Source organism: Amycolatopsis pigmentata (assembly GCF_042684065.1).
Classification (GTDB): domain Bacteria; phylum Actinomycetota; class Actinomycetes; order Mycobacteriales; family Pseudonocardiaceae; genus Amycolatopsis_E; species Amycolatopsis_E pigmentata.
The window spans coordinates 304,451-319,714 of record NZ_JBHUKR010000009.1 but is presented as its reverse complement, the minus strand read 5'-3'; the positions used below and the strand labels follow the sequence as shown (position 1 = coordinate 319,714).

The following is a 15,264-nucleotide window of genomic DNA, read 5'->3' as shown; positions in this document are numbered from 1 at the left end:
TCACCACCGCAGTACGTAGGGCCGCTCGGTGACCTTGAAGTGCCCGACGTTGCGGCATTCCGTGCACCCGGTCCGCAGCCGGGACGACAGCGGCTGGTGCACGTGGCCGAAAAGCGCCCATCGCGGCCCTTGCGCGGCGATCAGGTCGATCAGGGCTTCCGAGCCCACCTCGTGCCGCCGGGCGACCACGTCGTAGGTCAGTTCGGGAAAGGCGGGCGGAACATGCGTGCACAGCACCTCGACGTCGTCGAGTTTGCCGACCGCGGCCACGAACTCGTCACGGGTGCGCAGGTAGGGGCGCCACACCGGATTCGCGCGGCGCACCACGGCCCCGTCGGGCAGCACCACACCACCCGCGAAACCGAACCTCAGCCCCCCGATCTCGACCACTTCACCGTCGACGATCGTCACCCCGTCGCCCGCGAACTCCGGCCACAGATCCGGCGCGTCGACGTTGCCGGGCGTAGCGTAGGTCGGCACCGGGAGCGCCCTCATCGCCCCGAACAAGGCGGCGTACTGCTCGCGGATGGCTTCGGTGACGGCGGCCGCGGGGTCGGCCAGGCCTGCCCACAGCGACCGGGAGAAGGCAACGGTTTCTTCGCGGGTTCCCTCACGGCGCAGGCGGGCGAACTGGCCCACCTTCTCCGCGCCGAACAGCGTGCCGAGGATGCCCTTCCCGTGCTCGTTGTAGTCGACGAAGTCGAGCAGATCACCGAGCACGACCAGCGCGTCGGCACCCTCACCGGCCCGGGCGAGCGCCTCGGCGTTGCCGTGCACGTCGGAGACGACATGAACCCGCATGGGAAAGAGCCTACTGGTCGTGAACCGGCGGTATCCCCGGCTCCCGGCCGTCCTCGAGAACCTGTTTCAGTCCGAGCGCGATCTGCTTCGCCGCGCGGGCCCGGCGGTCGAACTCGCGGCGGAGGTCACGAGGCTTCGGCTCGCCGTTCGGGCTCGCCCGCAGGAAGTAGTGCAGGACGGTGCCGTCGAGAACCGGTTCCAGCCACACCTCCATCGTCCCGGTCAGCGCGCCGCCCACGGTCCAGCGCAGGCCCTCGTCACCGCGGTCGGTGTAGACGCGAAGGACCAGGTCGGGCCAGTAGTGCGACCAGGCCTGCGGATCGGCGAAAACCGCCGCGATCAGCTTGGGCGGTACCGCGATGAACGTCTCGTCGACCAGGTCGAGGGCCGGTGGTGTGCCGAGGGGGATGCTCACGATGTGCAGGATGTCATAAGGTAAGCGCACGCCTAGTTAACTCGCGAGTAGCATTACATACACGGAGGTCCCCCGTGCGGGAGTACAGCGCCCCGGCAGCGAAGCCGGTTGCCGACGACGAGACGCTCGCGGACATCGTGTTCGCCAACGCCGAGCGTTTCGGCGAAGCGATCAGCTTCAGGCGGCAGAGCGGAGGAACGTGGCTGGACGTCACCGCGCGGGAGTTCGCCGCCCAGGTGCTCGCCGTGGCCAAAGGCCTGATCGCGGCCGGTGTCGAACGTGGTGACCGGGTCGGCCTGATGTCGAGGACCCGCTACGAGTGGACCTTGATCGACTTCGCGATCTGGGCCGCCGGAGCGGTGACGGTGCCGATCTACGACTCTTCCTCGGCCGAGCAGGTGTACTGGATCCTGTCCGACTCCGGCGCCAAGGCCGTGTTCGTGGAAACGTCCGCCCACCTCGCCGAGGTCGACAAGGTGCGCGACCGCCTGCCGGGCCTGCGGTACGTGTGGGCGATCGACTACGGGGCGGCCAAGGAGCTGAGCGCGCTGGGCTCGCGGGTCCCTGACGATTACGTGCGCGACCGGCACCGGCAGGTGCGGGCCGGGGCGCTGGCCACGATCGTCTACACGTCGGGGACGACCGGCAGGCCCAAGGGCGTGGAACTGACCCACCGCAACCTGCTGGCCGAAATCCGGGGCGCCATCGAAGCGTTCCCCCAGCTGATGGAGCAGGGCAACTCGCTGCTGTGCTTCCTGCCGCTGGCACACGTACTGGCCCGCGCCATCGCGTTGACGGCGCTGACCGCCCGCGTCACCCTCGGTCACACCGCGGACGTGAAGAACCTGGTCGAGGACCTCCGCACCTTCCGGCCCACCTTCGTGGTGGCCGTGCCGCGGGTGTTCGAGAAGGTCTACAACGGTGCGCGGCAGAAGGCGGAGAGCGAAGGCAAGGGCCGCATCTTCGACATGGCCGAGCAAACCGCGGTCGAGTACAGCCAGGCCCTGGACGCCGGCGGTCCCGGACTGGCGTTGCGGCTGCGCCACTTCGCCTTCGACAAGCTGGTCTACGGCAAGCTCCGGGCCGCGCTCGGCGGGCGCTGTGTCGGCGCCGTGTCGGGCGGCGCTCCGCTCGGCACCCGGCTCGCGCACTTCTTCCGCGGCATGGGAGTGCCGGTCTACGAGGGTTACGGGCTCACCGAAACCTCGGCGGCCGCCAACGTCAACACCGAGACGGCGTACAAGGTCGGCACCGTGGGGCGCCCGGTCGCGGGAACGTCGGTGCGCATCGCCCCGGACGGTGAAGTGCTGATCAAGGGCGACGTGGTGTTCGGGTCGTACTTCAACAACCGGGCCGCCACGGCCGAAGCCATCCAGGACGGCTGGTTCCACACCGGCGACCTCGGCGCGCTGGACGACGACGGCTTCCTCCGCATCACCGGCCGCAAGAAGGAGATCATCGTGACGGCGGGCGGCAAGAACGTCGCCCCCTCCGGGCTCGAGGACACCCTGCGGGCGCACCCGTTGATCAGCCAGGCGATGGTGGTCGGCGACCGGCGGCCCTTCATCGGCGCGCTGATCACGATCGACCCCGAGTTCTTCCCGACCTGGAAGGCCCAGCGCGGCAAGCCCGAGCGCGCCACCGTCGCCGACCTCACCGGCGACCCGGACCTGCGCGCGGAGGTGCAGGCCGCGATCGACCAGGCCAACCAGCAGGTCTCGCACGCCGAGGCGATCAAGAAGTTCATCATTCTGGACCGCGACTTCACCGAGCAGACCGGGGAGATCACGCCGAGCCTCAAGCTCAAGCGCAACGTGGTGGCGAAGAACTACGCCAACGCCATCGAATGGATCTACCAGCGCTGAGCACTCGTTCCCGCACGGTCAGGACGATTTTCGCACCAGGCCGGTGAATCCGGCGACGAACAGGGTGAGGAAGGCCCACGTCAACGCCTGGAGAACCCAGCCTGCCGCGAGAATCGCCTGCCCGGGCCCCCGTGAAGTATCGATCACGCAACGCTGATGGTCCACCTTCACCAGCGGGGTCACCGCGTTGAGGGCGAGCCCGACCTGTTCCACCGGAGGGCACCGGCCGAGCAGCCCGGCCGCGCCCGCGAGGAGGACGAGAAGCACCGACAGGGCCAGGGTGCCGGTGAGCCAGAGCAGCGCCACGATGGGCCGGTAACCGTAGCCGACGGTGACCCCGGCGACCCGGTGCCAGACCCGGCCGGACAACCCGAGGTCACCTCGCCGCAGGAGGTCCTTCTGCCGCGCGAGGTGGATACGCTTCACGTTCCTTTCGTGCCCGGCTCCGGAATGTGCCTTGGCCAGCTGGAAGTAGGGCTGGCTCGCGTACTCCGGGGTACGGTCGGCCAGCATCTCCAGCCATTCGGTGAGGGTGGCGTTGCCGGGGCGTCCGCCATAGGTCAGGCCGGTCACGTCCAGCGGCCCGTCGGGAAACGAGACGGCCAGGAGCAGGTGTCCCGTGATTCGTACCTGACTCAGATGAAGCGCGAGGTCCCCGGGCCGCGACGGCCGCGCCCGGCCGTCGTCGCACACGAGTTGCCCGCCGATCTCCGCGCCGACGAGGCGCACCGTCCCTTCCGCTTCGAAGCCGTCGTAGAACACCGCATTGCTCCCGGTTCGCAGATAGTCGGCGACGAGGCTGGGACCGTCCGGGTTACGAATCGTGGCCCCGGCCAGGTTGAGCATCGTGCCGACGACGACGCCCGGAAGCCGGACCACGCCCATTTCGCCGGTGCCTTCGGCGTGGAAGCCCCGGTTGATGAACACGCCGCTTCCGGTGTGCAGGCCGCTCGCCTGCATCGCGGGTCCTTCACTGGCGCTCAGGCGTGCCCCGCTGAAGTTGAGCACCCCGCCGATCCGCGCTCCACCGAGATGCACCGCGTAGAAGGGGCCACCACCCAGCACCGAATTACGCAAGGTCAGACTCCGTTCCACGGTCATCTCGTCGGCGATCAGCCGAGGCGCCACCAGACCCGTCAAGTCCACAGTGGACAGTTTCGCGCCGCGAAGCCGGACCGGCTCGGCGCTGTGGCAGTCGATGAGCGAGAGCGGCAGCGATGACGAGACCTCCGCGAGGTCCAGCCCGCCTGCCAGCCGCGCTCCGGACACCCGGATCCCGCGCGGGTCGGCCCGTTCGGTGCCGGGCCAGCCGAACCGGTCGAGCATCATCTGCCGGATCAGTTCCCCGCGGATCTCCGGCATCTCCGGGTTCCCGGTCCGGCCGGTCAGATCGAGATACCCGCCGCCCAGCACCGCCAGGACCAGTTCACGCTCGGCTTCGTTGAGATCGTCGACTGTCCAGCGCCTCACCGCGACAGGCTAGCGAGCCTGAGCGGCCACGGTGTTCACAACGGGTTCATGGCGGCGATCTTCCAGGTGCCGTCGACGTTCCGCGCGCTGATGTCGAGGGCGGCGCTTGTCGACGTCTGGCGGCCGGTCGTGGTGTTCAGGGTCTGCTGGTCGAGAAAGACCAGGAGGTGGGCCGTGTCGCCGTGGAGTTCGCGGGCGCCGATCGACGCGATGGTGGTGGTGCGGATGAGTTTCTCCGCGCTCGCCTGACGCGCCGCGGCGTCGAAGACGGCCTGGTACTGCGTGGTCGCCGCGTCCACGAGAACGGTGGTGGCGGCGCGGCGGGTCCGGTCGAGATTGTCGTAGTCGTAGGAGAAGACCTCCTTCACCGCGGTCCCCACGTCGTCGGTGAGCCGCGCGGTGGCGGCGGTGTCGGCCACCGCCGTGTTCGCCGACAGCGACGACCGCTGGGCGAGCCACGACCAGACGACGAAGCCCGAGGCCGCCACGATCACCACCGTCAGCACCACCAGCGCCGTCAGCGGACGGCTCGCCCCGGCACGTTCCGCGGTGGCGATTTCGTCCTCGTCGGCAGGGCGCTCGGCCGAGACGGGATACGGAGTCGGCTTGTGTCCCGTCATGAGGCCGCCTGCACGGAATCGACCTTCCACCCCTGCGGTGTGCGGGTGAGTTCGGCGTTGAGGCGGGCACGGTTCGCCGATCCGGGCGCACCGCCCGTGCTCAACCGCACGTCGAGAACGGCGATCACGCGCGCCGTGTCACCGTGCAGGTCCGCGACCGCGGCCTGGTTCACCGTGGCCGTGGACTCCGTCCGGCTCGAATTCGCGCGGTCGAGGTGCAGTTGCCGGTCACCGCTCAACGAACTGCCCAGCGTGCCCGTGGTGACCTCGATCCACCGGTCCACCGACGGCCCGGCGTTGTGATAGTCCATGGTGTTCAACGCGACGAGCGCTGCCGAAGCCGCGGAGAGCACCGCGTCCCGGTCCCGCGCCCGCGTGGTGGTCTCGTCGTGCGTGTCCCGCCACCAGGACCATCCCGCCCAGGCCGCGCCGAGAACCGCCACCACGGTCACCACGCCGAGCAGGCGAACCACGGCCGCTCTGCTCACGGCAACCCCAGCAGCTGCCCGATCCCGGCGGCCGGAGCGCCCGAACCCAGTCCGATGAGGCCGGGCAACGGCGTCGTCGGAGGTCCGGAGCCGGCCGGCGCCGGGCCGCTCTGGGCGTTCGGCTGGGCGGGCGCGGTCGGCTTTCCGGCGTACGGCACGTTCTGCGCGCCGCGGACTTCGGTCGGGCTGCCCGGGGGCTCGGCGCAGTAAGCCAGCTTGTTGGCCGGATATTCGCTCGTATCGCTGGCCGGGCGCTGTTTCGTCGTCTCGTACCCCTTGGTGCAGGAGTGCGGGTCGAAGAAGTTGAACACGAAGCCCAGATGCCCTTCCCCGTTCGACGCGACCGAACGCGTGAACGCCGAAATCACCGGGAAGGCCACGAGATCCTCCTCGATCGCGCTCGTCCGCACCGAAGTGATCTGGAACGTGGTGAGCAGATTGGCGGTCAGCACCCCGAGGTCGGTGCCCGAGACGGCCAGGATGCCGTCGATGTCGTCGGCAAGACGCGGCGCCTCGTCGATCACCTTGCGCAGGTTGGGGTCGGCGGTCTTCAGCTGCTCGGCGATGGTCCGCAGGCCCGCGGCCAGCGACGTGATGTTCGCGGCCTGACGGCGCTGCGTGTCCAGCACCGTCTTGCCGTCCGCCAGGAGTTCGGTCGTCTGGGGAAGATTCTCCGTGGCGGTCGTGGTGAACGAACTCGCCGTGTCGAGCAACTCCCCGAGGTGCTGCCCCTGACCGGCGAAGGCGTCGTACACCTCGTCGACGACCGTACGCAGCGACTGGGGGTCCACGCTGGACACCAGTTTGTCCACACTGGACAAGACGCTGTCCGGAGAGACCGGGAGCGCCGTCCTGGACAAGGGAATCACCGCTCCCTGACCGAGATACGGCCCGTTTTCGTTGTCCGGCCTGAGATCGACGTACTGCTCCCCGACCGCCGACCGGTCCGCGACCACGGCGTGCGTGGCGGCCGGGATCTTCGGCGTGTCCGGGTCGATGTCGAGGTCGGCCACCACCCCCTGGTCGTTCAGGTGCAGGGCGGTCACCCGGCCCACGGCCACCCCGCGGTAGGTGACCTCGGAGTTGACGAAGATCCCGCCGGAGTCGGCAAGCTGCGCGGTGACGACATATCCGCGGGTGGTGAAGAGCCGGTCGAGTCCCGCGTACTTGGCACCCACATAGGACACCGAAAGCACCGCGATGAGCACGAAGGCGATCAGCTTGAACCGGTGTGACCTGGTGATCACGAGCCACCTCCTCCCAGCAGACTGCCGAGTAGCCCACCGAGGCCGTTGCCGAGCCCGGACAGCGGTTGCGGCACACCGGGCAGCGTCAGCGGCGGACCGGCCGCACCGGCGCGCGGAGGCGTCGGAAGCGGAAGGCCGGCCACCGGGATCTTCCCGGCGTTCTCGATGCTCTTCAGGAGGGAATCGAGGTCGAAATCGACCCTGGCGCTCACGTTCGCGAAGTCGCCCTTCACCACCTCGCCGGCCACGTCGGGCAGCGGGTAAGTGGGCAGGATCCGCAGCGCGGTCGGCAGGTTCGTCCCGGCGTCGGCGAGCTTGGTCAGCGTGGGCGCCAGCGCGCGCAGGTTGTCCAGCAGCGACGCCCGGCTCTGGTTGATGGTCGACACCGCGACGGTGGACAGGTTGTTCAGCGACTGCAGCATGCCGACGAGCTGGTCTCGCTGCTGGTTCACCACGGCGAGCCCGGGCGCCAGGTTGTCCAGCGCGTTGCCGAGATTGCCGGTCTGCGCGACCAGCGTGCTGGACAACCGGTTCAGCCCGTCGATGGCGCGGACGATCTGTCCCTTCTGGCCGTCCAGTTCGGTGGCCAGCTGGTCCACTCGGGACAGCAGCGCGCGCAGTTCGGCCTCGTTGCCGGTGAGCGTCTTGTTCAGCTCACGGGTGATGTCGGCGAGCTGGTTGACCCCGCCGCCGTTGAGCAGCAGGGAAAGCGCGCCCAGCACCTCTTCCACCTCGGGGTTCCGGTTGGTCCGCGCGAGGGGGATCAGGGCACCGTCGGCCAGCGGTGCCACCGCGGCGGCCCGGTTCGCCGGCTCGCGCAACTCGATGAACTTCTCCCCCAGCAGGCTCGACTGGCGCAGGTCGGCGTAGGAGTCGGCGGGGAGCTTCACGTCCCCGTTGACCGTCATGCTCACGATCGCCGACTTGGTGTCGGGGGCCAGGTCGATCCGGTCCACCCGGCCGATCGCCACGTCGTTGACCTTCACGCTGGCCTGCGGCACGAGGTCGAGCACGTCGGCGAACTGTGCCCTGATGTGGTGGGGATGATCACCGACATCGGCGCCACCGGGCAACGGTGTCGTGTAGAGCCCGGAGAAACCGCCACTGCCACACCCCGCGGCCAGCAGGCAGCAGAGCACGGCGAGCAGTCCGCGGACCGCGCGGCGCCTCATTGGCCCGTCCCCGGCACGGAAACCAGCGGCAGCACCGGCAACGGAGGCAGTTTCCCGCTCGAGATCTCCGCCATGATCTGGGAAACCGGCGGGATCTTCGTCAGTCCGTCGACCACCGGCGCGAGCGTCTGGCACAGGTTGTTCACCACGTCGGGCAGCCGGACCGGACTGGAGGCCTTCAGCAGGCGGCACAGGGTGGTGACCAGCGGGTTGGTGAGTTCGTTGGCGTTGTACCGGATCGCGATGCTGCCGGTGGCGGAGTCGTAGGAGTTGATGAAGTTCGTCATGGCGGTCGGCGCGGTGTCGAGGACCTCGGCCAGTGCGGCGCGTTCGTCGACCAGCACCTTGCTCACCGAGGCCAGTCTGTCCACATTGGTCTCCAGCTGAGACGAATTCTGTTCGACGAAGCCACGCACGTCTCCCAGCGCCGAGCCCAGCGACGACAGCGCCGGCGCGAAATCATGGGAATCCTGCGCCAGGAATCCCGCGACGTCGGCGAGGCGGGCGTAGAACTGGTTCAGTCCTTTGTCGCTGTCGGCGAGTGCGGTGGTGAACGCCTGGAGGTTCCGCACCGTGGCGAACGTGTCGTCCTTGGTGTTGTTCAGCGTCCGCGAAAGCTCGCCCAGTTCGTTGACCGTGTCGCCGAGATTCTTGCCGTTGCCGTCGAGGTTCTTCGCGGCGGTGTCCAGCAGGCCCGACAACGCGCCAGACGAGTTCGCACCCTGCGGGCCGAGGCTGGTGGACAGCTTGTCCAGACTGCCGTAGAGGTCGTCGAGTTCCATCGGAGTCGCCGTGCGGTCCCGGGGGATCACCGCGCCGGAAGCCAGCACGGGGCCGCTGTCGTAGGCCGGTGTGAGCTGCACATACCGGTCACTGACCAGGCTCGGCGCGATCACCACCGCGCCCACGTCCGCCGGAACGGTCACACCGTCGTCGACGCGCATGTCCACCCGCACCGCACCGCCCTGCGGCGTGACGTCGGTGACCTGCCCGACCTGGACGCCGAGGACCCGCACGGAAGAACCGGCGTAGAGCCCGACCGTCTTGTCGAACATCGCGGCGAGCCGGGTGCCGCCGGTGTCACGGAGCGCGAGCCACAGGCCGGCGGTCACCAACAGCACGGCGACGCATCCCATCGCCAGCCAGGTCACCAGGTCGCGCCCGGCGCGTGTCGAAACCGTCACCGTCCACTCACCCCCTGGTCCGGAGCCGATATCGGAGGCGTACAGCCGTCGGGATTGACCGAGACCGCGCCGGCGTTGATCACCGGCGGGAGCAGGCCGCAGATGTAACCCTCGAACCAGCGCCCGTTGCCGGTGGCGTTGGTGCCCAGCCGCGTGAAGGGCGCCAGCAGCGCGAGACCGCGCCCGAGGTTGTCCTGGTTGCGCTGCAGGATCCCGGTCACGGTACTGAGCTTGTCCAGCGTCGGGCGGAGCTGCGCCTGGTTGTCGGCCACGAGTCCGCTCAGCTGGGCGGACAGCCTGCGCGTTCCGTCGAGCAGCGCGCTGATCGCGTCCCGCCGCTGCTGGAGTTCGTCGAGCAGGAGGTTCCCGTCTCCGATGATCCGTTGCAGCTGGGCGTTTCGGTCGGCGAGGGTTTTCGACACCTGACTGGTGTTGGCGAGCAGGGTGGCCAGCTCGCTGTCCCGCGAAGACACCGTCCTGGACAGAGCCGACAGCCCGTTGAGCGTGTCCTTCAACGGTTGCGGCGTGTTCTTCAGCGCGTCGGAAACCGTGTTGAAGCTCTGGGCGAGTTGTCCGGTGTCGATCTGGCCCACCGTCTGCGAAAGCTGCTGGAAGGCGTCCTGGAGCTGGAACGGGGTCGAGGTGCGCTCGACGGGAATGGGCACCTTGGGGTCCTGGGCTTTCGCGCCCCTCGGTTCCACGGCCAGATATTTCTCGCCGAGCAGGGTCTTGATCCCGATGGCGGCGGTGCTCTGCTCGCCCACTCGCGTGTTGTCGACCGTGAACTTGACCAGGACCTTGCGTCCGGCCAGCGCCACGCTGCGCACCTGCCCCACCTTCACCCCGGCGACCTGCACCTCGTTGTCCGGCACCAGCCCGGCGGACTCGGCGAAGTAGGCCTCGTAGGTGGTTCCGCTGGCGAGCAACGGAATGCGGTCGGAGAAGTAGGACACCAGGGTCACCAGCACGACGAGCACGAGCGTGACCGCGCCGACGGCGGCCTGATTGCGGTCCCTGAGCGACTTCACGACTTACACCTCGGGGCGAGCTCGGTGCCGGGGATCGGCTGGAACGGCAGGGTGATGTTCAGCGAGGAAATGCCGATCGTGCCGCTCAGATTGCAGAGGTAGTAGTTGTACCAACTGCCGTAGCTCAGGGTCCGGGTGAACTTGTCCACGTTGCCCGGCAGTTTCTGCAGCAGCGTGTCGAGCAGCTGGCCGGAGTCGGCGAGGTTTCCGGACAACCTGCCGAGATTGGTGATGTCGTCCTTCAGCGCCGGGCGGGCGTCCTGCACGAGGCCCGCCGTGACGGAGGTCAGGCTGGACAACGCCGAAACCGCGTCGCCGATCGGCTGGCGCTGCGCGGCCAGGCCGCTGACCAGTTGCTGGGCCTGGTCGATCAAAGTGGACAGTTGCGGGCCGCGGGAGTTCACCGTGCCGAGCACGGTGTTGAGGTTGTCGATCACCTGCCCGATCACCTTGTCCCGGTCGGCGATCGCGGAAGTGACCGACGCGGTGTGGGTCAGGAGGCTGTCGATGGTGCCGCCTTCCCCCTGGAACACCTGGATGATCTCGTAGGACAGCTGGTTCACCTGTTGCGGATTCAGCGCCTGGAACAGCGGCTTGAACCCGTTGAACAGGACGGTCAGGTTGAGCGCGGGCTGGGTGCGGGCGGGCGGGATGACACCGTTCGCGGGCAAGGGATCGCCGTCGGCGACGTTCGTGCCGATGGCGAGGTAGCGCTGGCCGACCAGGTTGCGGTACTTGATCGTCGCGGTCGCCAGCCCCGGCAGCCGGTAGGCCGAGGAAATCCCGAAATGCACGTCGGCGAGCGTGCGCTCGCCCTCCTCGGCCACGCCGATGTGGTCCACCTGGCCGACCTTGACGCCGGAGATCCGCACGTCGTCCCCTTCGCGCAGGCCCGAGGCGTCGGTGAACCGCGCGGTGTAGCCGGAGGTGTTGCCGAAGTCGGTGTTCGCGATGGTCGCGCCGAGGATGGCGGTGAGCACGACCGTCACCGCGGTGAAGATGCCGATCTTGATCAGCGGGGCGGCGAGATTCCTCACTGCAGATCCACCTCCGCTCCCCGGTACAGCGGGCCCACCAGCAGGCTCGACCAGCCCGGCACGTTCTCCGGTGTGGTCTGCAGCGCGGGTGAGGCCAGCACGCCGATCAGGTCCTGTTCCATCGGCGAGTTGGCGATCGACCCGTTCGACCCCGTGGTGCCGGAACCGCCGTCGATGGTTCCGTCGCCGGGCAGAGGCGGGTTTTCCCCTGGCGGCAGCGGCGGATGCGCCGAGCCGTCCTGGACGGGACCGTCCGGCGGGTACTGCGGCCAGCGCGCGGGCGGAACGGCCTGCGGGTAGCAACGCGGCCCGCGCTTGTCGAGATACTTCGGCGTGTCCACGCCCGGCAGGTATTTGGTGCGGTCCGCGATGAACCTGATGGTGACGTGGTTCATGTGGTCGGTCGTGGCGCCGAACGCCTGCAGCGCGCGGGGCAGTGAGTCGGCGAGCTGCCCGAGCAGGCAGGGATACTCCGGCGCGTACTTGGCGAGAAGGTCCAAAGTGGACTGCGCGGTGGTGGTCAGCCGGATGATGTTGTTCTGGTTGACCTTGAGGAAGCTGCCGAGGTCCTGCGACACGGTCGTCACCGAGCCGAACAGCTGGGACAGCTGCTGCCGCTTGTCCACCAGCGTCCGGCTCGTGGTGGTGAGATCGGAAAGCGCTTGCAGGAAGTCCGGCGCCGCGTTCGCGTAGGTCCCGCTGACGTCGGCGAGGCCCTTGATGTCCGCCTTGAGGTTCGGCAGTGAAGGGTTGAGCCCACCCAGGTAGCCGGACAGCTTGACCAGCGTGGTGCCGAACTCCTCACCACGGCCGTCGAGTGCCGTCGCGACCGCGCTCAGCGTGGCCGAAAGCTTTTGCGGCTGGACCGACTGCAGCAACGGCAGTACGTCGTCGAGCACCTTTTCCAGCTCGATCGCGGCGCTGCTGCGGTCCTGGCCGATGACGTCCCCGGCGGCGAGGTGTTGCGACGAAGGAGAGCCGGGGATCTGCAAGGCGACATAGCGTTCGCCGAAGAGCGTCTTCGGCAACAGCCGTGCCGACACGTTCGCCGGGATCTGCCCGATCAGGGCCGGGTCGAGGGCCAGGTCGAGCGCCGCGTGGTCGCCGAGGGCCCGCACGGACCGGACCTCGCCCACGACCACCCCGCGGATCTTGACATCCGAGCCCTTGGCGAGCTGGTTGCCTGCCCGGTCGGTGTCCAGCCGCACCATCGCCACGGGGGTGAAGTCCTTGTGGTACACCGCGATCGTGGTCGCGATGAACAGCGCGCACACCACCAGGAAGACCAGGCCCAGGATCTGGTGCCACAACCGTCTCGTGAGGACCCGGCTCATCCCGAAATCCTCACCGTCGTGGTGGCTCCCCAGATCGCCAGGCTGAGGAAGAAGTCCAGTACGGAGATCAGCACGATGGAGGTCCGGACCGCGCGGCCCACCGCCATCCCCACCCCGGCGGGACCGCCGGTGGCGGTGTAGCCGTAGTAGCAGTGCGAAAGGATCACCAGCGCACTGAAGATCATCACCTTGAGGAAGGACCAGATCACGTCTTCCGGGGGCAGGAACAACGTGAAGTAGTGGTCGTAGGTGCCCGCCGACTGGCCGTAGAGCCACACCGTGACCTGCCGCGACGCGAGGTAGGACGAGAGCAGCCCGACGGCGTAGAGCGGGACGACCGCCACGATACCGGCGATCACCCGCGTGGTCACCAGGTACGGCAGGCTCGGTACGCCCATCACCTCCAGCGCGTCGATCTCCTCGGAGATCCGCATCGCGCCGAGCTGGGCGGTGAAACCACAACCCACGGTCGCCGACAGCGCCAGCCCCGCGGCCAGCGGCGCCACCTCGCGGGTGTTGAAGTAGGCGGAGATGAACCCGGTGAGCGCCGCGGTGCCGAGCTGGTTCAGCGCCGCGTACCCCTGGAGCCCGACGATGAGACCGGTGAACATGGTCATCCCGATCATCACGCCGATGGTCCCGCCGATGACCGCGAGGCCGCCGGTGCCGAAACAGACTTCGGTCAGCAGCCGCAGCGTCTCCTTCGAGTAGCGCCGGATCGTGCGGGGCGTCCACGCGAGCGACCGGAAGTAGAAGGAAAGCTGGACGCCGAGCCCTTCCAGGATCTGCCCGGGACGGGCGATGTAGTCCAGCGCGCGGTTCTGGGCAGCTTGATCTGTCGTCACTGTCCCTCCGCGAAGTCGCTGTTGTCAGCTTTACAGCCGCGAGTCGATGTAGGGGGTCGCATCAGATGGCCTTCGGGGGCACGACCCGCAGATAGATCGCGGTCAGCACGACGTTGATGAGGAACAGCAACAGGAACGTGATGACGACGGCCTGGTTGACCGCGTCCCCGACGCCTTTCGGCCCGCCCGCCGGGTTCAACCCGCGGTAGGCCGCCACGACCCCGGCGACGAACCCGTAGAGCACCGCCTTGATCTCGCTGATGTAGAGGTCGGGCAACTGGGCGAGGGCGTTGAAACTGGCCAGGTACGCACCCGGGGTGCCGCCCTGCATGACCACGTTGAAGAAGTAGCCGCCGAGCACACCGACCACGCTGACCAGGCCGTTGAGCAGCACCGAAACCAGCATCGCGGCGAGCACGCGCGGCACGATGAGACGCTGCACCGGGTTGATGCCCAGCACTTCCATCGCGTCGATCTCTTCACGGATCTTGCGGGCACCGATGTCGGCGCACACCGCGCTGCCGCCGGCTCCCGCCACCAGCAGCGCGGTGATGAGCGGGGAGGCCTGCTGCACGATGGCCAGCGCGCTGGCCGCGCCGGTGAACGACTGCGCGCCGATCTGCTCGGTGAGCGAACCCAGTTGCAGCGCGATCACCGCGCCGAAGGGAATGGCCACCAATGCGGTCGGCAGAATGGTCACGCTCGCGAAGAACCAGCTCTGCTGGATCCATTCACGGAACTGGAAGGGCCGCCGGGGGATCGCGCGCAGCACCTCCCACGCGAGCGTGGCCAGCCGTCCGACCTGGATCAACGCGGAGGTGCCGGGAACGCGCACTGATCCTTCGCGAGCACTCATGACACCTCCGCCGGCTAGAAGCTTCATTGCTTCGAGTCTTTTACTCCCCCACGTGCCACCGCATTCCGTTAGCGGTGTTCACGGCCGAACAGCGTCCGATCAATGCCGACGGCCTCCCCCTTGAATCCCTCAGCTGTCAGATCTTCAACGCGTGGGTCGCCGTCGCCCCGCCGTCGGCCACGAATTCCGCACCGGTGCAGTACGAGCTTTCGTCGCTGGCCAGGAACAGCACCAGGTTCGCGATCTCGTCCGGTTGCCCGGCCCTGTTCAGGGCCAGCTTCTTCGTGATCGCCGACAGGTCGACGTCGATACCGCCGGCCGCGTCCCGCACCATCTTCGTGTCGATCATGCCCGGATGGACGGAGTTGACCCGGATATTCTTGGCACCCAGTTCCAGCGCGGCGACCTTGGTCATTCCGCGAATGGCGAACTTGCTCGCCGTGTAGGCGATCAGAAAGGGCACCGCAGCCAAACCCTCCACAGAGGACACGTTGATGATCGAGCCACCACCGGCCCGTTCCATGGGTTCAACGACCGAACGCATGCCGAGAAACGCACCGATCTGGTTGGTGTCGATAACGCGCCGGTAGTCGGCGAGAGTGGTCTTCGCCAGTTCGGAGAAATGCAGGGTACCGGCGTTGTTCACCAGCACGGTGAGCTTGCCGTAGGCGGCGAGGGTGGTCTCCACGGCCGCCGCCCAGTCCGCTTCGGCCGAAACGTCCAGGTGCTGGTAGACCGCGCCGATCTCCTTCGCGAGCGCGGCGCCCTCGTCGTCGTTGACGTCGGCGACCACCACCTGGGCGCCTTCGGCGACGAACCGCCGCGCCGCCGCCGCACCCTGTCCGCGCGCGGCACCGGTGACCAGCGCTACCTTGCCGTCAAGTCGTGCCATTCGTCCCATC

Annotated in this window: 15 protein-coding genes; 1 reads left to right on the top strand and 14 read right to left on the bottom strand. The window is 68.2% G+C overall.

Going from position 1 to position 15,264, the window contains the following annotated elements:
* On the bottom strand, positions 1-801 hold the full coding sequence (locus ACFSXZ_RS20950; RefSeq protein WP_378266804.1) for a metallophosphoesterase family protein: 801 nt from the start codon (positions 799-801) through the stop codon (positions 1-3).
* A gap of 10 nt (positions 802-811) precedes the next feature.
* Positions 812-1,216: a polyketide cyclase / dehydrase and lipid transport gene (locus tag ACFSXZ_RS20945; protein ID WP_378266803.1), complete on the bottom strand. Its 405-nt coding sequence runs from the start codon at positions 1,214-1,216 to the stop codon at positions 812-814.
* A 74-nt stretch (positions 1,217-1,290) separates the two neighbouring features.
* Between ACFSXZ_RS20945 and ACFSXZ_RS20940 the strand changes: the two genes are divergently transcribed.
* Positions 1,291-3,081, top strand: a complete 1,791-nt coding sequence (locus tag ACFSXZ_RS20940) for an AMP-dependent synthetase/ligase (protein ID WP_378266802.1) — start codon at positions 1,291-1,293, stop codon at positions 3,079-3,081.
* A gap of 18 nt (positions 3,082-3,099) precedes the next feature.
* On the opposite strand, the gene ACFSXZ_RS20935 is transcribed toward ACFSXZ_RS20940, so the two are convergent.
* The 12 genes from ACFSXZ_RS20935 to ACFSXZ_RS20880 form a co-directional block, all read right to left on the bottom strand.
* A complete protein-coding gene (locus ACFSXZ_RS20935; RefSeq protein WP_378266801.1) occupies positions 3,100-4,551 on the bottom strand; it encodes a hypothetical protein in 1,452 nt (483 codons plus the stop codon).
* 35 nt (positions 4,552-4,586) lie between these two features.
* Positions 4,587-5,171: a hypothetical protein gene (locus ACFSXZ_RS20930; RefSeq protein WP_378266800.1), complete on the bottom strand. Its 585-nt coding sequence runs from the start codon at positions 5,169-5,171 to the stop codon at positions 4,587-4,589.
* Positions 5,168-5,659: a hypothetical protein gene (locus ACFSXZ_RS20925; RefSeq protein ID WP_378266799.1), complete on the bottom strand. Its 492-nt coding sequence runs from the start codon at positions 5,657-5,659 to the stop codon at positions 5,168-5,170. The genes ACFSXZ_RS20930 and ACFSXZ_RS20925 overlap by 4 nt, the downstream gene beginning before the upstream one ends.
* Positions 5,656-6,906, bottom strand: a complete 1,251-nt coding sequence (locus tag ACFSXZ_RS20920) for an MlaD family protein (RefSeq protein ID WP_378266798.1) — start codon at positions 6,904-6,906, stop codon at positions 5,656-5,658. The genes ACFSXZ_RS20925 and ACFSXZ_RS20920 overlap by 4 nt, the downstream gene beginning before the upstream one ends.
* The gene (locus tag ACFSXZ_RS20915; RefSeq protein WP_378266797.1) at positions 6,903-8,078 is read right to left on the bottom strand and encodes an MCE family protein; all 1,176 of its coding nucleotides are present in this window, start codon (positions 8,076-8,078) and stop codon (positions 6,903-6,905) included. Before ACFSXZ_RS20915 ends, ACFSXZ_RS20920 begins: the two co-directional genes overlap by 4 nt.
* Entirely contained in the window at positions 8,075-9,262 is a 1,188-nt protein-coding gene (locus tag ACFSXZ_RS20910) for an MCE family protein (RefSeq protein WP_378266796.1), read from the bottom strand. Before ACFSXZ_RS20910 ends, ACFSXZ_RS20915 begins: the two co-directional genes overlap by 4 nt.
* A complete protein-coding gene (locus tag ACFSXZ_RS20905) occupies positions 9,259-10,290 on the bottom strand; it encodes an MCE family protein (RefSeq protein ID WP_378266795.1) in 1,032 nt (343 codons plus the stop codon). Before ACFSXZ_RS20905 ends, ACFSXZ_RS20910 begins: the two co-directional genes overlap by 4 nt.
* Positions 10,287-11,327, bottom strand: coding sequence for an MCE family protein (locus tag ACFSXZ_RS20900; RefSeq protein ID WP_378266794.1), 1,041 nt, complete (start codon positions 11,325-11,327; stop codon positions 10,287-10,289). Before ACFSXZ_RS20900 ends, ACFSXZ_RS20905 begins: the two co-directional genes overlap by 4 nt.
* Entirely contained in the window at positions 11,324-12,661 is a 1,338-nt protein-coding gene (locus ACFSXZ_RS20895) for an MCE family protein (protein ID WP_378266793.1), read from the bottom strand. Before ACFSXZ_RS20895 ends, ACFSXZ_RS20900 begins: the two co-directional genes overlap by 4 nt.
* The gene (locus tag ACFSXZ_RS20890; protein WP_378266792.1) at positions 12,658-13,506 is read right to left on the bottom strand and encodes an MlaE family ABC transporter permease; all 849 of its coding nucleotides are present in this window, start codon (positions 13,504-13,506) and stop codon (positions 12,658-12,660) included. Before ACFSXZ_RS20890 ends, ACFSXZ_RS20895 begins: the two co-directional genes overlap by 4 nt.
* 61 nt (positions 13,507-13,567) lie before the next feature.
* Entirely contained in the window at positions 13,568-14,362 is a 795-nt protein-coding gene (locus ACFSXZ_RS20885; RefSeq protein ID WP_378266791.1) for an MlaE family ABC transporter permease, read from the bottom strand.
* Positions 14,363-14,498: 136 nt separating this feature from the next.
* Complete coding sequence (locus ACFSXZ_RS20880; RefSeq protein ID WP_378266790.1) at positions 14,499-15,254, bottom strand: glucose 1-dehydrogenase; 756 nt, start codon at positions 15,252-15,254, stop codon at positions 14,499-14,501.
* Between the last annotated feature and the right edge of the window lie 10 nt (positions 15,255-15,264).